Source organism: Pseudomonas sp. RtIB026, from assembly GCF_016861355.2.
Taxonomy (GTDB): Bacteria; Pseudomonadota; Gammaproteobacteria; order Pseudomonadales; family Pseudomonadaceae; genus Aquipseudomonas; species Aquipseudomonas peradeniyensis.
This window is the reverse complement of record NZ_AP023348.2, coordinates 3,163,073-3,186,420: the sequence shown is the minus strand read 5'-3', so window position 1 is coordinate 3,186,420 and position 23,348 is coordinate 3,163,073. Positions and strand designations below refer to the sequence as shown.

Genomic DNA, 23,348 nt, shown 5'->3' with positions numbered 1-23,348 from the left:
GCAGGTGCTGCATGGACAGGATCATTGGTTCAATGCCCCGCCGAAGCCGGCCCGGCCTTGGCGGTAAAGGGCGGCTTGGCCAGCCATACCAGCAGGATCAACCCGGCGAACACCCAGGTGAGCAAGGTGAAGTAGTCCACCGTCGACATCATGTAGGCCTGGCTGTTGAGGATCTGTTCCAGCTTCGCGTAACTCTGCGGAGTGGCCCCGCCCAGCTGCTCCAGGGTCTGCCGGGTGGCCGGATCGAAGCTGCTGATGTGCTCGCTCAGGTAGGCGTGGTGCTGGTCGGCCCGGCGAATCCAGATCCAGGTGGTCAGCGACGCGGCAAAGCTGCCGCCCAGGGTGCGCAGGAAGGTGGCCAGCCCGGAACCGTCGGCGATCTGGTGCGGCGGCAGGTCCGACAGCAGGATGCCCAGGGTCGGCATGAAGAACAGCGCCACGCCGATGCCCATGAACAACTGCACCAGGGCGATGTGCAGGAAGTCCACCTCGTTGGTGAAGCCGGCACGCATGTAGCAACTGGTACCGATCGCCAGGAAGGCGATGCCGGCCAGCAAGCGCAGGTCGAAGCGATGGGCGTACTGGCCGATGAAGGGCGACATGAGCACCGGCAGCAGGCCGATCGGCGCCACCGCAAGGCCTGCCCAGGTGGCGGTGTAGCCCATCTGGGTCTGCAGCCATTGCGGCAGGATCAGGTTGATGCCGAAGAACCCCGCGTAGCCGCCCACCAGCACCAGGGTGCCGATGCGGAAGTTGCGGTGCACGAACAAACGCAGGTTGACCACCGGATGGCGATCGGTCAGCTCCCAGATGACGAACACCGCCAGGAACACCACCGAGATCAGCGTGCCAATCACGATGAACGACGACTCGAACCAGTCCAGGTCGTTGCCCTTGTCCAACACCACCTGCAACGCGCCGACACCGATGATCAGGGTCAGCAGGCCGATGTAGTCCATCGGCTGGCGACTGGTGACTACCGGCCGCGCACGCATCTGCTGGCGCACCACGGCGGCGGCGAACAGGCCGATCGGCACGTTGATGAAGAAGATCCACGGCCAGCTGTAGCTGTCGGTGATCCAGCCACCGAGGATCGGCCCGGCAATCGGCGCGACCACCGTGACCATCGCCAGCAGCGCCAGGGCCATCCCCCTTTTCGCCGGCGGGTACACGGCGATCAGCAGGGTCTGGGTCATCGGGTACAGCGGGCCGGCCACAACGCCCTGGATCACGCGGAACAACACCAGCTCGGGCATCGACTGGGCGACGCCGCACAGGAACGAGGCCAGCACGAACAGCAACGTGGCCCAGATGAACAGCTTCACCTCGCCGAAGCGTCGGCTGAGCCAGCCGGTCAACGGCAGGGCAATGGCGTTGCTCACCGCGAACGAGGTGATCACCCAGGTGCCCTGCTCCGAACTCACGCCGAGGTTGCCGGAAATGGTCGGCAACGCCACGTTGGCGATGGTGGTGTCGAGCACCTGCATGAAGGTCGCCAACGACAGGCCGATGGTGGTCAGCAGCAGGCTCGGCGGGGTGAACTGCGCGGGGGCCTGCTGGCTCATCGCTGAGCCGTCTTGCCGGTGGCGCTATTCTCGTGGATCAGCCGGGCGATCAGGTCGTCGGCCTCGACCAGCTGACGGTCATACACCTGGGTGGTGTAGCTGGCCTGCTGCGGTGGCTGCTGGGCCAGGGCCGGGCCGCTCTGGTCGTGCAGGTCGACCTCGGTGACGGTGGACAGGCCGATGCGCAGCGGGTGCTTCTTCAGTTGCTCGGGATCAAGGTGGATGCGCACCGGTACGCGCTGGACAATCTTGATCCAGTTGCCGGTGGCGTTCTGTGCCGGCAACAGGGCAAAGGCGCTGCCCGTGCCCGCGCCGAGGCTGTCGACGGTGCCGGTGTACCTGACTTCGCTGCCGTACAGGTCGGCGGTGATCTCGACCGGCTGGCCAATGCGCATGTCGCGCAGCTGGGTTTCCTTGAAGTTGGCGTCGATCCACACCTCGTCCAGCGGGATCACCGCCATGGTTGTCGTGCCCGGTTGCAGGCGCTGGCCCAGTTGCACGGTGCGTTTGGCGACATAGCCGGTCACCGGCGCCACCAGCGTGGTGCGGGCATGGTCGAGGTAGGCCTGGCGCAGGTCTGCTGCGGCGGCCATCACTTCCGGATGCGAGGACACCACGGTGTCGTCGACCAGCGCGGTGCTGGTGTTGAGCTGTTGGCGAGCGCTGTTGACGGCGGCCTGGGCCACGGTCAGGTCATCGCGGGAGTGGGCGACTTCCTCGGCGGCAATGGCGCCGCTGTCGGCCAGCACCTTGCGTCGGTTGTAGTCCTGCTGGGCCTTCTGCAACTCGGCCTGGCGGGTCTGCAGTTGCGCCTTGAGCGAGTCGACATTGCTGTACAGCCCGCGCACCTGGCGCACGGTACGCGCCAGCTTGGCCTCGGCCGACTGCAGGGCGACCTCGCTGTCGGCCGGGTCGAATTGCAGCAGTACCTGGCCGGCATGGACCAGGTCGCCGTCATCGGCGCCGATGCTGGTGACGGTGCCGGTCACCAGCGGGGTGATCTCCACGACATTGCCGTTGACGTAGGCGTCGTCGGTGCTTTCGTACCAGCGCCCGACCAGGCTGTACCAGGCCCAGGTGCCTGCACCGGCAAGGACCAGTATCAGCAACAGGGCGAGCAGCCAGACCTTGCGCTTGCGTGTGTTGTCAGGCGCGGGGGCCGGGGTGGAGGTGTCAGCGGGAGTGGCCATGACAATACCTTGGAAGATGCGTGACAGGGATCAACGATCGCCGAAGCGGCGGATCGTCAGGGGGTCGCCGGCGTTGATCAGGACCTTGGCGAGCAGTTGCTCGAGGGTCTTGAGTTCCTCGGGCTGCAGCACGCCGACCAGTTCGTTCATCGCCGCCGCGCCGACCTGCGGGAGGCGGTCGGCCAGGCGCTGGCCATCGGCGGTGAGGGCCAGGCGCACCTGGCGGCGGTCGTCGGGGCAGCGGTTGCGCAGGATCAGGCCCTTCTGCTCGAGGCGATCGAGCATGCGGGTCATCGAGCCGCTGTCCAGGCCCAGGTAGCGGCACAGTTCGGCCGGGGTGTCGACCTGGTACTGGGTGACGATGATCAGCACCTTGAACTGGGCGGCGGTGACGCCGTCGGCTTCCAGGTGCCAGTCGAGGATGCGGTCCTTGAGGAGTGCGGCGCGGCCGAGCAGCATGCCTATGGCGCAGGTCTGGAAGGTTTCCGGGGTGAAGTGGGACATCGGGGTCTGCTCGGGGAATTGTGTAAAAATATTACTGCTTAGGCAGTTAATGTCAAAGCTTTGATTAGGGGGCTAAAGGAATTTTTTTGTTTGGAGTCAGGATTGGATGTGATTGTTTTGAGTTTTGCATACATATTCTTTGAATATGTCGACATCTAGTCACCTTTTCGCCTTTACGGCGACCTACTTTTGCTCTTGGGCAAAAGTAGGCAAAAACCGCTGGCTCCATTCATACGGCCCCTGCGCTGCGCTCCGGGGTTCCCTCGCTCCGTTCTTGCTCCCGGGAGGACCGCGCTGAACGCCCCATCCTGGGGCGCAGCGCTTGACGGCCATCCATGGCCGTCACCTCCCTCCGCAAGAACTCCGCTCGGCCTCCTGAAGTCGCAATTGGCGGCGCCTGAACTACCGCGCGCTTAGAAGCAAGAGCAAGAGCAAGAGCAAGAGCAAGAGCAAGAGCAAGAGCAAGAAAGGCGAAGTTGGCTGTTTGAAAATTAGTTATATATTGGCTGTTCCGGCCTATCGCGGGGCAAGCCCGCTCCCACGCTATTCCCGCACCAAGCTGAATAATCTGCGTGGGAGCGGGCTTGCCCCGCGATTTAATCGAGAGATTAATTAAGCTCCAACTAGCGACAGCTGCGCCAGTCTAGGCGCCGCTCGTAACTTCGCGACTTCAGGAGGCCGAACGCAGGCCTTGCGGAGGGAGGTGACGGGCATGGATGCCCGTCAAGCGCTGGGGCCCAGGATGGGCCCTGCAGCGCGGTCCTCCCGGGAGCAAGGCCGGAGTGAGGGGACCCGGAGCGAAGCGCAGGGCCGGATGAATGGAGCGAGGCGGCTTTGGTTACTTTGGCCAAGATGTAGAGACCGGACACATCGCTGACACATGTGCGCAGACATGGTTGACACATTATGGTCCGTAATCAGGTTTATTCACGTCGATGGTGCGCAGGCGTTGATGGCAGAAATAGACATCGAACATGTCCCCACCGTCTCGCCCAGGGCGTATCGCTATGGTCTGCCCGACCAACCCTTTTGCGATGCTGAAATAGCGTTTCTGGAAGCGGAAGCGACTGTGATAAACCTTGGCCAGGATATCGTCTGGCCCATATTCAAATTCCTCAAGCTGGTTGGGGTAGGCCCACGGGCTGGGGTGATATCTGGCCATCGGCACTTGATACCCCAAAGCCTGATGAGGGCGCTGTAAGTTGTAAATTTCCCGCCATCGGTCAAACGCCATCTGGGCTTGCATCAAGGTCGAGAACTGCCGCCCATCGAGTACTTCAGCCTTCAAGGAGCGGTGGAAACGCTCAATTTTGCCATTCGTTTGAGGGTGATATGGGCGACTGAAACTTATCTGTATCCCTAGTCGAATCAACCAGATACTCAGTTCTGTAACCTCTCCAGGATTACGCGGTGAGCCCCAGGGAGCACCATTATCGACGTTGATTCGGACCGGTAGGCCGTAGCGCTGGAAGACCTCAGTCATCTTCTCCTTGACCGTCGTTCCTCGCTCGTTATCGCAAGCGTGAATAGCCAAATTGAAGCGGGAGTGGTCGTCAAGAATGGTCAGCGGATGACACCGGCCTTGCTGCAGGGCGAAGTGCCCTTTGAAGTCCATCTGCCAGAGATCGTTGGGTGCATCGTGCTCAAACCTAAGCCGCGCCTCTCGCGCCTTCTCAGGGCTCTGGATCAGTTCATGGCGGTGCAACACGTTGGTGACGGTGCTGGGGGCAATACGCTTGCTCAGCAGGCTGCTGATTGTTCGTCCGCCCCAGGCCGGGTGCTCCTGTCGAAGTGCAACGACTTCTGCTTCCAACGCAGCCTCGGTCAAGCGAGGGCTACTAGCCGGCCTCCGAGATCGTTCCTGTAGAGCGGCCGAGCCACCTTGTTCAAAACGGCGCAGCCACTTGTATCCGGTTTGAGGACTGATGCTGAAACGTCGGCATAACTCTCGAATATTGGCATCCGGTTGTCTCGCCAGGGATACGAACTCTTCTTTCAGGCTCATGGCGTTTCTCACGTTCCAAGGCATGGCGAAAATCCTGGCAAAGGGGGCTGCCAGGAAGTGTCAACCATGTCTCCGTACACGTGTCCACCATGTGTCCGGTCTCTACACCAAGACCAAAGTAACCCGCCGTAAGGGCGGAAAGGTGAATAAGCGTCGACATCACAAATGAATGCGCATACAACTTCCAACACCAACCCAACCCAACCCAACCCAAAACATTTTAATCCCGAGCCAGCGCCTCAATAGGATCCAACCGCGCCGCATTCCGAGCCGGCACAAACCCAAACACAATCCCAATCAACGTAGAACAAACAAACGCCGTAACAACCGACCCCAACGAAAACACCATCTCCCACTGCTTGACGAACAAGGCAAACAGATACCCGATCCCATAGGACAACCCGATCCCGATCACCCCACCGATCAGACAGACCATCACCGCCTCCACCAGAAACTGCTGCCGGATATCGGACTGCCGCGCCCCCACCGCCATGCGAATGCCGATCTCCCGGGTCCGCTCGGTGACCGACACCAGCATGATGTTCATCACCCCGATCCCCCCCACCACCAGCGAAATCACCGCGATCAGCGACAACAGCAGGGTCAACGAGCGGCTGGTCTTCTGCACGGTCTGCATGATGCTGTCGAGGTTGTTGGTGAAGAAGTCCTTGGTCCCATGCCGCTGCAGCATCAGCTTGTTGACCTCCTCCTCGACCCGCTTGCTCGGCATGCCATCCTTGATCCGCACGCTGATGCTGTCCAGGTGGCGCTGGCCGAGCACCCGCCCGGCGGCGGTCTCGTAGGGCATCCACACGTTCAGCGTGTTGCCGGCGACGAACAGGTTCTTGTTCTCGGCGGTCACGCCGATCACCGTGCACGGCAGCTTGCCGACCAGGATCACCTGCCCCAGCGGGTTGACCCCGTCGCCGAACAGGCGCTTGCGCGTGTTGTGGTCGATCACCACCACCTGCGCCTGGCGCCGGGCGTCGTCGGCGCTGAACACGATCCCCGAGGCCAGCGGAATGTTGCGCACCTGGAAATACTGCTCGCTGACGCCGTTGAGCTGCACGTCGGCGTCGATGTTGCGGTAGCGCACCAGCGAGCTCTGGCCGATCACCGGGGTCGCGCTGTCGACGTAGTAGAGCGCGTTGAGCGCCGTCACATCCGCCGGCATCAAGGTCTCGATAGCCTTGGCCCGGCTGTCGCCGAAACTGGTGCCCGAATAGATGTCGATGGTGTTGCTGCCGATCGCCTGGATGTCCTTGAGCACGTAGCCCTTGGCGCCCTCGCCGATGGCCGAGATCGACACCACCGAGGTGATGCCGATGATGATCCCGAGCATGGTCAGCAAGGTGCGCATGCGGTGCGAGACCAGGGCGATCCAGGCCATCTTGAAGGCCTCGCGGAACAGGCCCAGGCTGGCCACCAGCCGCCGCGGCGCCTGCTCGACAGCCGGCGTGGCCTCGGCGGCTGGCGCCGGTGTCTCGGGTCGGGTGCGGCGGTCGCTGACGATCTGCCCGTCACTGACCTCGATGATCCGCTCGGCATGGGCGGCGACCTTGGGGTCGTGGGTCACCAGGATTACCGTGTGCCCGGCAGCGTGCAGCTCGAGCAGGATATTCATCACCTCCTTGCCGCTGGCGGTGTCGAGGGCGCCGGTGGGTTCGTCGGCGAGGATCACCTCGCCGCCGTTCATCAGCGCCCGGCAGATGCTCACCCGCTGCTGCTGGCCGCCGGACAGCTGGCTCGGGCGGTGGGCCAGATGGGTGCCCAGGCCCAAACGCCCCAGCAGTTCACGGGCACGGGCATGGCGTCCGGCCTGGGGCACGCCGGCATACACCGCCGGAATTTCCACATTGCGCAGGGCATCCAGGTGCGGCAACAGGTGGTAGCGCTGGAAGATGAAGCCGAAATGGTCGCGGCGCAGCGCAGCCAGGGCGTCGTCGTCCAGGTCGCGGGTTTCCTGGCCGCTGACCTGGTAGCTGCCGGCGCTGGCATGGTCCAGGCAGCCGAGGATGTTCATCAGGGTCGACTTGCCCGAGCCCGAGGCGCCGATGATCGCCACCAGCTCACCGGCATGGATCTGCAGGTCGATACCCTTGAGCGCCAGGAACTCACGGTCGCCGGCCATGAAGCTGCGGCTGACCCCTTGCAGGCGCAGCAACGGCTGCTTCTGGTCAGCAGGCCGCGCCAGGTGCGGTGAAAGCTCGACGGTCATGTTCATGCTCACGCCCCCGCCTCGCCCGACACCGGCTCGCCGATCACCACCCGATCGCCTTCGGCCAGGCCATCCTTGACCTGCACCTTGACGTTGTTGTTGATCCCCGCCTGGACCTTGCGCACCTGGGCGAAGCCCTTGCCGTCGATCACCCGTACCGGGAAACTGCCGTCGGCGTCGCGCGGCCCCAGCGCCGCCACCGGCACGGTGAGCACGCCCTGGGCGGTGTCGAGGACGATGCGCACCTGGGCGGTCATCGAGATGCGCAGGCGGTGCTCGGGGTTGGGTACCTCGAACAGTGCGTTGTAGAACACCGCGCTGGCCTGCTTGGCCGCGCCGCTGTTCTTGTCGCTGCTTTCCAGGTAGTTCTGCGGCGCAGGCTCCGTGCCGCGCAGCTTGGCGTAATAGCGCTGGTCATCGCCGAGGATGGTGAAGTACACCTGCTGGCCGGGGCTGATGTGGATCACGTCGGCCTCGGACACCTGGGCCTTGATGGTCATGGTGTCGAGATCGGCCAGCTTGAGGATCACCGGCGCCAACTGGTTGGAGATCACCGTCTGGCCTTCCTGGGTGACGATGCCCACCACATGGCCGTTGATCGGCGCGACGATGCGGGTGTAGCCGAGGTTGACCCTGGCGGTGTCGATCTGCACCCGGGCGCTCTTGATCTGCGCGTCCAGCGAGCGCAGGTTGGCCTGCTGCACCTCGAACTCGGACTCGGCGCTCTCGAAATCCTGGCGCGAGATCGACTCGTCGTCCTGCAGCACCTCGTACCGCTCGTAGACCCGCTTGGCCTGCTTGAGCTTGGCCTGCACCGAGCGCCGCTCGGCCTGCAGCTTCTCCTCGTCGACCTCGGCCTGGCGCAGGGTGTTCTGCGGCACCAGCGGGTCGATCTCGGCCAGCCACTGGCCCTCGCTGACCTTGTCACCGAGCTTGACCTTCAGCGACTTGAGCTGCCCGGAAACCTGGGCGCCAACGTCTACCTGGCGGATGCCCTCCAGGGTGCCGGTGGCCAGTACCGCGTTCTCGATGTCGCCACGCTCGACCGTGGCGGTGATGTACTGCGGCGGCTTGGCCGGGGCCTGCACCGCGTACAGCACGATGCCGGCGACCAGGGCCGCGGCGACCCCAAGGGTGATCTTGCGAAACTTCGTCTTTTCCATAAAACCGTTCTTCCAGAATCCGATGAGGTCCCGTGGGCGCGGGCATGCCCCGCGCCCACGACGGTGTTACTGCTTCACCCTGCCGTGATGCAGGGCCTGCCCGTCATGCCACCACGCCGCCAGGCTGAACACATCCGGCACCTTGAGGATGCTGAAATGGTTACCCGGCCCCTGCCACACCTCCAGTTGCGGCAGCCAATCGCGCCAGCCCTCCTCCATGGCCTGCTGCTCGCGCTGGTTGCCGGCGACGTCCAGACTCGGATCAGCCACCAGCACCAGCCGCGCCAGGCCGTTGAACCCACCCTCGGGACGGTACACCGTGCGCAGGGCCGTGGCGAAGGTCCGCACCACGCCCTCGAGTGCCTGCGCCGAAGAGCGCGACGGCATCAGACCGACCCGCACCATGGCCGCGTGCAACTGGCGCAGTTGCTCCTGATCGTCGGCTTCGGCGAAGGCCGCAGGTTCGATGCCCAACGACTTGCCGGTGGACAGTTGCAACGACTCGATCAGCCGCTGCAGAGCCTGGGTAAAGGTGTACGGCTTGCCGCAACTGCCCCCCGCGCCCGGCGCCTCGCTGTCGACCAGGGTCAGGGAGCGCACTTCGCGCCCTTTGGCCTGCAAGCGTGCCGCCATGGCGTGGGCCACCCAGCCACCGAACGAATGCCCGACCAGGTTCAACGGGCCTTCGGGGTACAGCGCCTCGATGGCCCGGACATGGCAGTCGGCGGCGGCCTCCACTGTGCTGTGCGGCACCTCGCCCGCGGCCAGGCCCCGGGCCTGCAGGCCATGCACCGGCCAATCCGGCCCCAGCGCCTCGGCCAGGCCGATAAAGCTGGTCACGCTGTCGCCGGCCCCCGGTACGCAGAACACCGGGACATGGGACGGCGTGCCGCTCTGGATCGCCAGCATTGGCTGGTGCGTCGGCGGCACGCCGCCTGCTGAGGCCTGCAAGGCCTGCGCGATGGCCTGGCCCAGCACCGCCGCCTGCGGATCCTGCACCATGCTCTGGTGATCGCCCGGCACGCTCAGGCAATACAACGCCTGCCCCGGCAAGGCCTCGGCCCAGCCCAGGGTCGGGCTGTCGGTGACGATGCCGGCGCTGCGCTGCTCGGCCACGAACAGATGCAGCGGCACCGGCAACGGTGCCAGCCGGTAGTGGGCCAGGGCATGCCCATGGGCCAGGTGACGCTCGAAGAAGTGGCGCAATTGCCCGTCGCTGGCCTGGACCAGGCCGGGCACCAGGAGCTGGCGATCACGGCAGTGGGCGAGCAGTGCTTCGAACGCCAGCGCCCCGGGCTGCAATGCCTCGATCTCGGCCAACTGCGCCGCCCCCGCCTCGCCCTGGGCCTGCCAATGCACCCGGCAATGCAGCAACAGCTGCCCTTGCAGCAGGTGCGGCCCTTGCCAGCGCGCCTTGCCCTGGTCGCTCAGGCGCGGCACGTAGGTGTCGATCAGACCGACGAAGGCCACCGGCTCGTCCGCGCCCAGCAACTGCGCGGCCACCTCATAGGCCAGCACGCCGCCAAACGACCAGCCCGCCAGCCGATACGGCCCGTGCGGCTGCACGGCGCGGATCCGCCGTACCAGGCGTGCCGCCAGGCACTCCATGGTATTCAGCTGCGCCTCCCCAGGGGCGACGCCAGCCAGGCCGTAGACGGGGAAATCACCTTCGATATGCCGCCCCAGGACCGGGAAGTACAGGTCCAGGCCACTGAACTCGTGGATCAGGAACAAGGCAGGCTGGCTGCCTGCGGCGCGCACCGTGACCAGGCCTTCGTCCTCGTCCGCACCCTCGCCCAGGCGCGGTGCCAGGGTGGCGATGGTCGGGTGCTGGAACAGCTCCGCCAGGGTCGTGTGCAGACCGGCCTGGCGCATCTCGCCTACCAGGCGGATCGCCGACAGCGAATGCCCGCCCAGTTCGAAGAAGCTGTCATGCCGCCCCACCCGCTCGACCTCCAGCACCTGCGCCCACAGCGCGGCCAATGCCTGTTCCACCGGTGTTGCAGCGGCCTCGAACACCGCCACGGCCAGGTCCTGCGCGCCCGGCAGCGGCAGCGCCCGGCGGTCGACCTTGCCATTGTTGGTCAACGGCAACGCCTCGAGCGCGACGAACGCCGTCGGCACCATGTACTCCGGCAGCCGTTCGCGCAGGAAACCGCGCAACGCCACGCCGTCGAGGGTCGCGTCGGTACGGGTGTACCAGGCCACCAGGCGCAGCGGTCCCTGCTCCAGGCGCAGGGCCATGACCACGACCTCGTCCACGCCCGGGCACTGGGCCAGGTGCTGCTCGATCTCGCCCAGCTCGATACGGAAACCACGGATCTTCACCTGGTCGTCGGTGCGCCCCAGACACTCCAGCTGGCCGTCATCACGCCAGCGGGCCAGGTCGCCGGTGCGGTACAACCTCGCGCCGGGCCCAGCACCGAACGGGTCGTCGAGGAAACGCTCGGCGGTCAGTTGCGGGCGATTCAGGTAGCCCAGGGCGACGCCATCGCCGCCGATGTACAGCTCGCCGGTCACGCCTTCGGGCAGCAGGCGCCCGTGCGCATCGAGGACATAGGCCGTGGTGTTGCCGATCGGGCCGCCGATCGGCACATGCTCGGCGCCGTCGGCCACGGCCCGCACGGTGCAGGCGGTGGCAAAGGTGGTGGTCTCGGTGGGCCCGTAGCAGTGCACCAGGCGCAGGTTCGGCGCCCGCGCCAGCAACGCCCGGAAGCTGGCGGGCTCGCCGCGCTCGCCGCCGCACAGCAGGACCCGCAGCCCGGCCAGGGCCTCGGGGATCAGCTGCACATACTGGTTGAACAGCGCCGTGGTGACGAACATCACGCTGGCGCCACCCTGGCGCAACGCGGTGGCGAACTGCGTTGGCTCGACCAGGGTCTGGTGATCGATCACCAGCACCTGGCCACCGTTGAGCAGGCCGCCCCAGACATCCAGGGTGGCGGCGTCGAACGCCGGATTGGAGACGAAGGCGAAACGGTCGCTGGCATCGAAGTCGGCATAGCCGTTGTTCAGCACCAGCCGGGTGATGCCGCGGTGGCTCACCCGCACCCCCTTCGGCGTGCCGGTGGAGCCCGAGGTGTACATCACATAGGCCACCGCGTCGGCGTCCTGCGCCAGGTTCGGGTTGTGCGCCGGCTGGTCGTCGAGGGCCAGGCAGTCCAGGTCGATGCGCCGCGCCTCGCATTCCGCCGCCAGGCTGCCGAGGGTCAGCAGCGCCACGGCCTGGCAGTCCTGGACCATGAACGCCTGGCGTTCGGCCGGGGCGTTGATGTCCAGCGGCACATAGATGGCCGCGCACTTGAGCACGGCCAGTTGCGCCACCAGCAAGGGCAACGAACGCGGCAGCAGGATCGCCACCGGGTCACCTGCCGCCACGCCCTCGCCGATCAGCCAATGGGCCAGGCGGTTGGCCTGCTCGTTGAGCTCGCCATAGGTGAGCTGGCGTTCATCGTGGCGCGCCGCCAGCGCCAGCGGGTGCCGCGCCACCTGCTGCTCGAACAGGCGCTGCACCGGCAACGCTCGCGGGTAATCACGTTGCGTGGCGTTAAAGCCCACCAGGAGCCGCCGGCGTTCCTCGGCCGGCACGATCTCCAGCCGTTCCAGGCCTCGTTCGGGATCCTGAGTCAGGGCCTCGACCAGGTTTTCCAGGGTCTGTTGCAGATAACCGCACAGGCGTCGCGCATCCAGGCCCGGCGCACACTGCGCGGTCAGGCCGAAGCCTTCGCCCAGGTCGTCGATGCTCAGGGCCAGCGGGTAGTTGCTGCGTTCCTCGGCATGCAGCAGCTCGATGCCTTCCCAGGCGCGCCCGGCAGCACCGTCACGGACCAGGGCCGTGGCACTGTGGCGGTAGTTGAGCAAGGCGCTGAACAGCGGCGCGCCGGCCGGCAGCGCGCTGCAACGCTGGGCCAGGGCCAGTTGCGCATGCTCGTGCACCAGCAGCCCGGTAAGCCGGCGGTGGGTGTCGAGCAGCGCCTCGCGCACCGGCAGGCGGCCCACCTCCAGGCGCAGCGGCAAGGTGTTGATGAACACGCCCAAGGCGCGTTCCACGCCTTCGCCACCCTGCAGGCGACCGAGCAGCACGGTGCCGAACACCACGCTGTCGCGCCCCGACAACTGCCCCAGCACCATCCCCCAGGCCAGGTGCATCAGGCTGGCGGCGCTGACGCCCAGCAGCCGCGCCTGCTCGCGCAGGTGTCGCGCCAGGCCGTCGTCCAGCAGTATCCGGGCTTCGGCCTCGGCGCCCTGATGAGCCAGCGGATGCGGGCCATAGGGCAAGGTCGGCTCGTCGATGTCGCCCAGCTGTTCGCGGAAGAACGCCTCGTGCTCGGCCTCGCCCGCGCCTTGCAGCACCTGGGCGATGTAGTTGCGGTACGGCACCGGCGCGGGCAACTGGCGCTGCTCGCCGAGCAGGCAGGCCTGCAGTTCGGCGCGCAGCACATCCTGGGCCACGTGGTCCATGACCAGGTGATGGAACAGCAGGGTCGCGGTGATGCGCCCGCTGGCCGGGTCCTGGCTGTGCAGCAAGCGCAGCATGGGTGCGCGGGTCAGGTCCAGGCGCAAGACCTGCGGCGCCCCCGGCGACACCTCCTGTACCGGCAGCGATGCCTGGCGCCACACCACCTGCACGGGTTCGGCGAGGCCGTCCCAGTACAGCGAGGAACGCAGGATATCGTGACGGGCGATCACTTGGTCCAAGGCCCGCTGCAGCGCCTCCAGCCGCGCGCGGTCGGCCACGGCGAAACGCGCCTGCAACAGGTACGGATCATCCCCCTCGCTGGCCAGGTGGTGGTAGAGAATCCCCGCCTGCAACGGCCCCAGCGGGTAGATGTCCTGCACGTTGGCGACGCCGCCCGGGACCTGGGCGACGATGCGGTCGATGGCCGCCTGCTCCAGCGCCACCAGCGCCAGCAGGTCCGGTGTGATGCGGCGGCAGTCGACGCCAATACGGTTGGCCGGCACCCGGGTCCCGCCATGCTGGCCCAAGGTCGCGGCCAGGGCGGCCAGGGTCGGCTCGGCGAACAGCACGCGGATGTCCGCCTCCAGGCCTTCGGCACGCAGGCGGGCGATCAGGGTCACCGCCAGCAGCGAGTGGCCACCCAGTTCGAAGAAGTGGTCCTGGCGCCCTACCCTCGGCACGTTCAGCAGCTCGGCCCACAGTGCCGCCAGATGGGTTTCGGCTTCCCCTTGCGGCGCCTCGTAGGCACGGCTGAGCACGGCCTCGGCGCCGGGCTCGGGCAGCGCCTGGCGGTCGAGCTTGCCATTGGCGGTCAGCGGCATGGCCGGCATCGCCACATAGGCCGACGGCACCATGTAGTCTGGCAGCTGCGCCAGGGCATGCCGACGCAACGCCTCGATCCCGGGCGCGTCGTCGTGGGCGGTGAACCAGGCGACCAACCGCTCGCCACGCAGCAGCACCGCAACTTCACGAATCGCGGGATGACTGGCCAGGCAGGCCTCGATCTCGCCCAGTTCGATACGCAGGCCATGCAGCTTGACCTGGAAGTCGTCGCGGCCGAGGAACTCCAGCTCGCCGTCGGCGCGGCGGCGCACCAGGTCGCCGCTGCGGTACAGGCGCTCGCCGACCACGAACGGGCTGTCGCCGAAGCGCTCGGCGTCCAGTTCCGGCAGGCCCAGGTAGCCACGGGCCACGCCGACGCCGCCGATGTGCAGCTCGCCCACCACGCCACGGGGCACCGGCAGGCCGTTGCGATCAAGCACGTACAGCCGGGTATTGGCGATCGGCCGGCCGATCGGTGGCGCGCTTTCAGGCAGCGGTTGCCCGGGCTCCAGGGTCCAGACGCTGCAATCGACGGTGGCCTCGGTCGGGCCATAGACGTTGTGCAGGCGTACCTGCGGCAGGCGCTCGCGCACCTGTTGCAGCAACGCCGTGGTCAGCTCGCCGCCACCACAGACGATATCGGTGAGGCTGTCACAGGCCGCGCTGGCCTCAAGGGCGAGGAACTGCTGCAGCAGCGCCGGCACGAACTGCACCACGTTGACCCGCTGTTGCTGGATCAGCGCCGCCAGGTAGGCCGGGTCGCGCTGGCCGTCCGGGCGCGCCAGCACCAGGCGCAGGCCGGCGCACAGCGGCCAGAACAATTCCCACACCGAGGCGTCGAAGCTCACCGGGGTCTTGTGCAGCAGCGCGCCCTCGACGGTCGGGGCGATCAGCCGCGAGCTCCAATGCACCAGGTTGCACAGGCTGCGGTGCTCGACCATCACCCCTTTCGGCGTGCCGGTGGAGCCGGAGGTGTAGATCACGTAGGCCAGGTGGCGGGCACCCAGGCCGCTCACCTGCGGATTGTCCGGCGACTGGCCGGTCCAGGTCGGCTGGTCAAGGTCCAGGCGTGGCACGGCACTGTCGATAAAGCGCCCGCGGCTGCCGGCATCCACCAGCAACGCCAGCGGCGCGCTGTCGGCAAGCATGTAGGCCAGGCGCTCGTCGGGGTAGCCCGGGTCCAGCGGCACGTAGGCGCCGCCGGCCTTGAGCACCGCCAGCAGCCCGACCAGCAGTTGCGGCCCACGGGCCAGGCACACCGCGACCCGGCTGTCGGCGACCACGCCCTGGGCGATCAGCTGATGGGCCAGGCGGTTGGCCGCCTCGTTCAGTTGCCGGTAGCTCATCTGGCCGTCCTCGGCCTGCAGCGCCAACGCCTGCGGCATACGCGCCACCTGCGCCTCGAACAACGCCTGCACCGGTTGCTGCAAGCCGCCGACCAATTCGCTGGCATTGCAGGTCACCAGCTCCTGGCGACGCTCGGCGGCGCCCAGCAGTTCGACCTTCGCCGGCACCGCCTGGTCGCTGCCGGCCATCGCCCACAGCAGTTGCTCCAGGTAGCCGACATGGCGTTCGATGGTCGCCCGGTCAAACAGTGCCGTGGCGAACTCCAGGGCGCCGCCGTAGCCGTCGGCGGTCTCGCCCAGGCTCAGGGTCAGGTCGAACTTGGCGAAGATCTGCGCGCCGCCCAGCGCCTCCAGTTGCAGGTCGCCCAGTTGCAAGGCCTCGCCCGGCACGCCGTTCCAGGCCAGCGACACCTGGTACAGCGGGGTATGGGCCAGGCTGCGCGGCGGGTGCAGCAGTTCCACCACCTGTTCGAACGGCAGGTCCTGATGGTCTTGGGCCTGGCTGACGCAGGCCTTGACCCGGTCCAGCAGCGCGCCGACGTCGGGCAGTCCGGCGGTATCGATGCGCAGGGCCAGGGAGTTGACGAACAAGCCGATCAGCCCTTCGACCTCGGCCTGCCGACGGTTGGCCACCGGCGTGCCGATCACCACCTCGGCCTGGCCGGACAGGCGCGCCAGCAGCACCGCCCAGGCGGCGCCGAACAGCATGAACGGGGTGACCCCGTGGCGCAGGCACAGCGCCCTGAGGTCTTCGCTCAGACGCCGGTCCAAACGTATCTCGACCCGGTCACCGCGGTAGTCCTGGCGGGCCGGCCGTGGCCGGTCGGTGGGCAGGGTCAGCAGCACCGGCGCGCCGGCCAGGGCCTGTTGCCAGTATTCGCCCTGGCGCTGCAGCGCGTCGCCGGCCAGCCAGCGGCGCTGCCACAGGGCATAGTCGCCATACTGGATCGCCAGCGCCGGCAGCGGGTCGTCGCACCCTTCGCTGAAGGCCTGGTACAGCGCCGCCAGCTCCTGGGTGAACACGCCCATCGACCAGCCGTCGGCGACGATATGGTGCAAGGTCAGCAGCAGCACGTGATGCTCTGCCGCCAGGCACAGCAGGCGGCCACGCACCGGCAACTGGTGCGCCAGGTCGAAGGGCAGCAGCGCCTCGGCCTGCATCAGTTCGGGCAACTGCTGCGCGGCGCCGCGCAGGTCGTGCCAGGCCAGGGCGAAGCCGCCGCGGCCCGGGGCCACGCGTACCCTTGCCTCGGCGCCTTCCTGGGTGAAGTGGCTGCGCAGGCTCTCGTGACGCTCGACGATGCGCGCCAGTGCCTGCTCCAGCGCCGCGCGGTCCAGCGGGCCGTGCAAGGCCAGGCCCAGGGGAATATGGTAGGCGGCGCTGGCATCGTCCATCTGCGCCAGGAACCACAGGCGCTGCTGGGCGAACGACAGCGGCAGGGACTGGCCACGGGGCGTCGGCTCGATGGCCGGCAGCACCTCGCCACCGCGCTCGGCCAGGGTCGCCGCCACCGCCAGCAGGCGGTCGTCGCCGAACAGCTCGCCCAGCGACAGCTCCCGACCCAGGCGCACCCGCACCTGGCCGACCATGCGCATGGCCAGCAGCGAATGGCCGCCCAGTTCGAAGAAGCGGTCCTGGCGCCCTACCCGTTCCAGCTGCAGCAGCTCGCACCACAGTTCGGCCAGGGCCGTTTCCAGCGCGCCCTCGGCAGCCTCGTGGACCTGGCTGGCCGACGCCTCGCGCTCGGGCAACGGCAGCGCGCGACGATCAACCTTGCCGTTGGCGGTCAATGGCCAGGCATCCAGGCGCACCAGGGCCGTCGGCACCATGTAGCCCGGCAAGCGCTGTTGCAGGGCGGCGCGCAGGGCGCCGACCGGCTGCGCCTCAGGGCCGGCGATGTAGTAGGCCACCAGGCGCGGCTGGCCGGGCTTATCCTCGCGGGCCAGCACCAGCGCTTCGGCGACGCCAGGCAAGGCCAGCAACTGCGCCTCGATCTCCCCCAGCTCGATGCGCAGGCCGCGCACCTTCACCTGGTCGTCGTTGCGGCCCAGGTAGTCCAGGGTGCCGTCAGCGTTCCAGCAGGCCAGGTCGCCAGTGCGGTACATGCGTGCGCCAGGCTGCTCGCTGAACGGGTCGTCGAGGAAGCGCTCGGCCGTCAGATGCGCACGGTTCAGGTAGCCCCGCGCCACCCCGACACCGCCCACGTAGAGCTCGCCGGTCACGCCACACGGTACCAGTTGCCGCGCCTCGTCCAGCAGGTAGACCCGGGCATTGGCGATAGGCCGGCCGATGTCCAGCGCGCCGCCCGGCAGCACCAGGCCGGAGGTGGCGACCACCGTCGCCTCGGTGGGGCCATAGTTGTTGACCACGACGCAGCCGGGGTCGCGGGTGAACTGGCGCAGGCGGTCGCCACCGATCAGCAGGGTGCGCAGGGTCGGATGGCGCAGCCCCTGGGTGAAGGCATATTCGGCGACCGGTGTCGGCAGGAAGGCCACCTTCAGCGGTTGCTCCAGCCACCAGGCCAACAGGCCGTCGAGCTGCTCGTTGCCCAGCTCGGCCGGTGGCAGGTGCAGCACCGCGCCGGCGCACAGGGCCGGCCAGACCTCCCAGGCCATGGCATCAAAGCCGAAGCCGGCGACGCTGGCAGTGTGCTCGCCGGCGCCCAGCTCGAAGGCCTTGCAGTGCCAGTGCACCAGGTTGGCCAAGGTACGGTGCTCGACCATCACGCCCTTGGGCTGCCCGGTGGAGCCAGAGGTGTAGATCACGTAGGCCAGGTGGCTGGCCAGCAGGCCGGGCAGCTCGGGATTGTCCGTGCGCGCCGGCCAGTCCGGCCGGTCCAGGGCCAGCACAGGCACGGCCAACCCGTCCAGGCGTGCCAGCAACGCCTGCTGGGCCAGGACCACCACGGGGGCGCTGTCCTCGAGCAGGTAGCGCAGGCGCTCATCCGGATGCGCCGGGTCCACCGGTACATAGGCGCCACCGGCCTTGAGCACCGCCAGCAGCGCCACCAGGGTATCCAGGCCGCGCCGGGCGACCACCGCGACCCGGTCATCGGGCCCTACGCCGCGTTCGATCAGGTGATAGGCCAGGGCGTTGGCGCGCTGGTTCAGCTCGCCGTAGCTCAGGCGTGCATCGCCGGCCACGGCGGCCAGCGCCTGCGGGGCACGGGCCGCCTGGGCCTCGATCAGGGCCGGCAGGGTCTGGCCGACCGGGAATGTCCGGGCACTGTTGTTGAAGGTGTGCAGCAGGCGTCGGCGTTCGGCGCCGCCGACCAACTCCACCTCGGCCAGAGGCGCCTGGTCGTTGGCGACCATGGCCCGCAGCAGGCGCTCGAAGTAACCGGCGAAACGGCACACGCTGCTTTCATCGAACAATGCCGTGGCGTACTCGAGGCTGCCGACCAACGCCTCGCCCTGCTCGCCCATGCTCAGCGACAGGTCGAACTTGGCCACCTGGTTGGCCTGGGCCACGCCCTCCAGGCGCAAACCCGCCAGGCTCGGCGCGACGCCCTCGGTGGCCAGCCAGTTGAGGGTGGTCTGGAACAACGGCGTGTGGCCGAGGCTACGCGCCGGGCGGACGATCTCCACCACCTGCTCGAACGGCAGGTCCTGGTGCGCCTGGGCGTCGAGCAGGCGTGCCTTCACCTGGGCCAGCAGGCGCTCGCTGCTCGGCGCGCCCGACGTGTCGATGCGCAGCGCCAGGGTGTTGACGAACAGCCCCACCAGCGGCTCCAGCTCGGCATGGCCGCGTCCGGCCACCGGGCAGCCGACCACCACCTCTGTCTGCCCGGACAGGCGCGCCAGGGTCGCGGCCCAGGCACTGAGCAGCACCATGTATAGAGTTGCCTGATGCCGCTGGGCCAGGGCCCGCAGGCCGGCCCCCAGGCGCGCATCCAGCTGCAGCGCCAGGCTGGCGCCGCTGAAGTCCTGGCGTGGCGGTCGTGGCCGGTCACTCGGCAGGCTCAGCAGGGTCGGCGCGCCATCCAGGGCCTGGCGCCAGTAGTCGGCCTGGCGTTGCAGTTGCTCACCGGCCAGCCAGCGTCGCTGCCACACGGCATAGTCGCCGTACTGGATGGCCAGGGCCGGCAACGGATCGTCCAGGCCCTGGCACATGGCCGGGTACAGCGCGCCCAGCTCACGGGTCAGCACGCCGAGGGACCAGCCGTCGGCGACGATATGGTGCAGGGTCAGCAGCAGCACATGGTGCTGATCCTCCATGCGCAGCAGGCTGGCGCGCAACAGTGGTCCCTCGACCAGGTCGAACGGCGCGGTGGCCTCGGCCTGCAGGTGCGCGGCCAGGTCATCGGGCGCCAGGCTCAGGCGCCGCAGCCAGCCCGGTAGCGGCGTGGCGGCGACGTGCACCTCGGCGCTGTCGCCTGCGGGTACGAAGCGGCTGCGCAGGCCTTCGTGGCGCGCGACGATGCACAGCAGGGCACGCTCCAGCGCGTCGGCATCCACCGAGCCACGCAGGCCCAGGGCCAGCGGCACGTTGTAGGCCTGGCTGCCGCCCTCCAGCTGGGCCAGGAACCACAGACGCTGCTGGGCGAACGACAACGGCAGGGGCTGCTCGCGGGGCACCGCGACGATGGCCGGCAGCGCGCTGTGCCCGGCGCTCGCCAGCACCTGGGCCACGGCGGCCAGTTCGGGGTTGGCGAACAGCTCGGCCAGGGTCAGCTCGACGCCAAGGCGCAGGCGCACCTGGGAGACCATGCGCATAGCCAGCAGCGAATGGCCACCCAGGGCGAAGAAATGGTCATGCCGGCCAACCTGCTCCACCTGCAGCAGTTCGGCCCACAGCTGGGCCAGGGCAGTTTCCAGTTCGCCCTCGGGGGCCACGTAGCCACGCTCGAACAGCGCCGAACGCTCAGGCGCCGGCAAGGCGCGGCGGTCGAGCTTGCCGTTGGCGGTCAGCGGCAGCGCCTGCAGGGCGACGAAGGCCACCGGCACCATGTACTCCGGCAGATGGGCCAGCAGTTGCGTGCGCAGGACCTCGGGCAAGGGTGCCTCGAGGCCGGCCTGCGCGGTGAAGTAAGCCACCAGGCGCGGCTGGCCAGGCTGGTCCTCGCGGGCCACCACCACGGCCTCGCCGATGCCCGGCAGGCTGTTCAGCCGGTTCTCGATCTCGCCCAGTTCGATGCGCACCCCACGGATCTTCACCTGGTCGTCGTTGCGCCCCAGGTAATCGAGGGTGCCGTCGGCCAGCCAGCGCACCAGGTCGCCGGTACGGTACATGCGCGCGCCCGGCGTTGCCACGAACGGATCGTCGAGGAAGCGCTCGGCGGTCAGCTGCGGGCGGCCAAGGTAGCCACGGGCGACCCCGGCGCCGCCGATGTACAGCTCGCCCGCCACGCCCAATGCTACCGGCTGCAACCCGGCGTCGAGCACGTACAGGCGGGCATTGTCCACGGGGCCGCCGATGTGCAGCGCGCCCCCCGCCTCCACTACTCCGGAGCTGGCCACCACGGTGGTCTCGGTCGGGCCGTAGTTGTTGACCACGGCGAAGGTCTGGGTGCGGTTGAACTGGCGCAGGCGATCCCCGCCGATCAACAGGGTGCGCAAGGTCGGGTGACCCAGTTGATGACTGAAGGCGTATTCGGCCACAGGGGTGGGCAGGAAGCTGACATCCAGCGGTTGGGCGCGCCACCAGGCCAGCAGCGCATCAAGGTCCTCGTGGCCCTCGCCGGCGGGCGCCAGGTGCAAGGTGGCCCCGGCGCACAACGCCGGCCAGACCTCCCAGGCCATGGCGTCGAAGCCGAAGCCGGCCAGGCTCGAAGTGTGCCGGCCCAGGCACAGGTCGAAGGCCCGGCAGTGCCAGTCCACCAGGTTGTTCAGGGTGCGGTGCTCGACCATCACCCCCTTGGGCTGCCCGGTGGAGCCCGAGGTGTAGATCACGTAGGCCAGGTGTTCCGGTCCCAGGTCGGCGACGGCTGGATCATCCAGCCGCTGCGGCCAGTCAGGCTGATCGAGCGCCAGCACCGGCACCGTGATCCCATCCAGGCGGCCGCGCAACGCTTGTTGGGTCAGCACGGCCACTGGCGCGCTGTCGTCGAGCAGGTAGCGCACACGCTCGTCCGGATGGGCCGGGTCCACCGGCACGTAGCCGGCGCCGGCCTTGAGCACCGCGACCAGGCCAATCAGCGTGTCCAGGCCACGACGGGCGAACACTGCCACGCGGTCATCGGGGCGCACGCCGAGGCCGATCAGGTGGTGAGCCAGGGCATTGGCGCGCTGGTTCAGGTGCTGATAAGTCAGCGACTGGTCATTGGCAGTGGCGGCCAGGGCGTGGGGATGGGCCTGGGCCACGGCCTCGATACGCCGATGCAACGGACCGTGCGACTGTTCGATGCCCGGGGTCTGGTTGAAGGTTTCCAGCAGTTGCTCACGCTCGTCGGCAGGCACCATCGGCAGCGCCCTGACTTCAGCGGTGGACGTCGCCGCAAGCAGGCTGCGCAGGGTCTGCTCCAGGTAGGCACAGACACGTCGTGCCGGCACCTCGGGGCTGGCCAGCAGGGTCAGGCGGAACGCTTCGCCGAAGTCGTCGACGCTCAGGGTCAAGGGGTAGTTGGTGGCCTCGGCGGCGTGCACGATCTCGATCCCGGCCCAGCCGGCGCGCAGCACCGCTTCGGAGCCCGAGGCCGCGCTGTGGCGGTAGTTGAGCAAGGCGTTGAACAACGGCGTCGGCGCCGCCACGCCGCTGCAGCGCTGGGCCAGGGCCAGGGGCGCGTGCTCATGGCGCATCAGCGTGCTCAGGCGCTGGTGGGTGGCCTTGATCGCGCTGGCCAGGTCAGCGTCGTCCAGGTCCACCCGCAGCGGCAAGGTATTGATGAAGATGCCCAGCGCCCGGTCGGTGGCCTCGGCGCCTTGCAGACGGCCCATCAGCACGGTGCCGAACACCACCTGGTCGCGCCCGGTCAGGCCGCCCAGCACCCGCGCCCAGGCCAGGTGGAACAGGCTGGCGACGCTCACCCCCTGGCTGCGGGCCTGGGCGCGCAGCGCGCGGCACAGCGCCAGGTCAAGGTCCAGCGCGTGCTCGTTCAGCGCCGCGCCATCCCCCTGCACATCGGCCAGGCCATAGGCCAGGGTCGGCGCGTCCACGCCGCCGAGCATGTCGCGGAAAAACGCCTCGTGCTCGGCCTCGCCGACGCCCAGCAGGGCCTGGGCCACATGGTTGCGGAACGGCAGCGGACGGCCCAACCGGGCACTTTCGCCGAGCAGGAAGGCGAGCATTTCGTGGCGCACCACCTCAAGGGCGCTGTGGTCCATGGCCACGTGGTGGAACTGCAGGGTCGCGTGGACCTGCCCATCCGCCTGCGCCGCCTGGCATTGCAGGCGGATCAACGGTGCCTCGGTCAGGTCGAAGCCGCTGTCCGGCAGCTGGCCCTCGGCCAACTGGGTGACCCGCAGCCGGGCCTGGCGCCAGACCACCTGCACCGGCGTCTCCAGGGCCTTCCAGTGCACCGAGGTGCGCAGGATATCGTGACGGTCGATCACCCCTTGCAGGGCCTGGGCGAAGGCCTCGACCCGGGCGCTGCTGGCGAACACGAAGCGCGCCTGCATCACGTAGGGATCATGGTCGCCGGCGCTGGCATGGTGGAACAGCATGCCTTGCTGCAAAGGCACCAGCGGATAGATGTCCTGCACATTGGCCGCGCCGCCGGGCACGCCTTCGACCAACTGGTCGATGCTGGCCTGGTCGAGCTCGACCAGGCTGAGCATGGCCGGGGTGATCCGCGCGCAGCCGGCGGGGATGCGGTTTTCCGGTACCTCGACGCTGCCCTGGCGCGCCGCCACGTACTCGCCACGTTCGAGCATCCCCAGCAGCGCCGGCTTGTGCTCGCGCAGCCGCGCCACCAGCGCGGCGTCGCTCAGGGCCTGGCGATTGCCCTGGACCACCAGCTGGCCATCCTTGAGGGCCAGCTGGACATTGTTGGCGGCCAGGGTCGCCAGTAGTTCGTTGATGCTCACAGGACGATCTCCATTCTGTCTGTGATGGCGGCATAGCCTGCCAGCGTCGGGTGTTCGAACAGGCTGCGCACGTCGGCTTCCAGGCCCGCCTCGCGCAAGCGCGAGGTGAGG

The 23,348-nt window shown here is 68.0% G+C and carries 8 protein-coding genes (1 of these 8 cut by a window edge); all 8 read right to left on the bottom strand.

Going from position 1 to position 23,348, the window contains the following annotated elements; translation table 11 throughout:
* Positions 1–29: 29 nt before the first annotated feature.
* Positions 30–1,565, bottom strand: a complete 1,536-nt coding sequence (locus PRtIB026_RS14145; protein ID WP_203646992.1) for a DHA2 family efflux MFS transporter permease subunit — start codon at positions 1,563–1,565, stop codon at positions 30–32.
* Positions 1,562–2,755 carry an HlyD family efflux transporter periplasmic adaptor subunit gene (locus PRtIB026_RS14140; protein ID WP_203646993.1) on the bottom strand — a complete coding sequence of 398 codons (1,194 nt, stop codon included), beginning with the start codon at positions 2,753–2,755 and terminating at the stop codon, positions 1,562–1,564. The genes PRtIB026_RS14145 and PRtIB026_RS14140 overlap by 4 nt, the downstream gene beginning before the upstream one ends.
* 30 nt (positions 2,756–2,785) lie before the next feature.
* Positions 2,786–3,259, bottom strand: coding sequence for a MarR family winged helix-turn-helix transcriptional regulator (locus tag PRtIB026_RS14135; protein ID WP_203646995.1), 474 nt, complete (start codon positions 3,257–3,259; stop codon positions 2,786–2,788).
* 904 nt (positions 3,260–4,163) lie between these two features.
* A complete protein-coding gene (locus tag PRtIB026_RS14130) occupies positions 4,164–5,288 on the bottom strand; it encodes an IS481 family transposase (protein WP_203646997.1) in 1,125 nt (374 codons plus the stop codon).
* Between the two features lie 196 nt (positions 5,289–5,484).
* A complete protein-coding gene (locus PRtIB026_RS14125; protein ID WP_203646999.1) occupies positions 5,485–7,488 on the bottom strand; it encodes a MacB family efflux pump subunit in 2,004 nt (667 codons plus the stop codon).
* Between the two features lie 2 nt (positions 7,489–7,490).
* Complete coding sequence (gene macA, locus PRtIB026_RS14120) at positions 7,491–8,645, bottom strand: macrolide transporter subunit MacA (RefSeq protein WP_198745913.1); 1,155 nt, start codon at positions 8,643–8,645, stop codon at positions 7,491–7,493.
* A gap of 66 nt (positions 8,646–8,711) precedes the next feature.
* On the bottom strand, positions 8,712–23,237 hold the full coding sequence (locus PRtIB026_RS14115; RefSeq protein ID WP_267812210.1) for a non-ribosomal peptide synthetase: 14,526 nt from the start codon (positions 23,235–23,237) through the stop codon (positions 8,712–8,714).
* Positions 23,234–23,348 carry the 3' portion of a non-ribosomal peptide synthase/polyketide synthase gene (locus tag PRtIB026_RS14110; protein ID WP_267812209.1) on the bottom strand. Its footprint extends 25,337 nt past the window's final position, so 115 of the gene's 25,452 nt are visible here — the last part of the coding sequence; its start codon lies off the right edge, out of view; its stop codon occupies positions 23,234–23,236. Before PRtIB026_RS14110 ends, PRtIB026_RS14115 begins: the two co-directional genes overlap by 4 nt.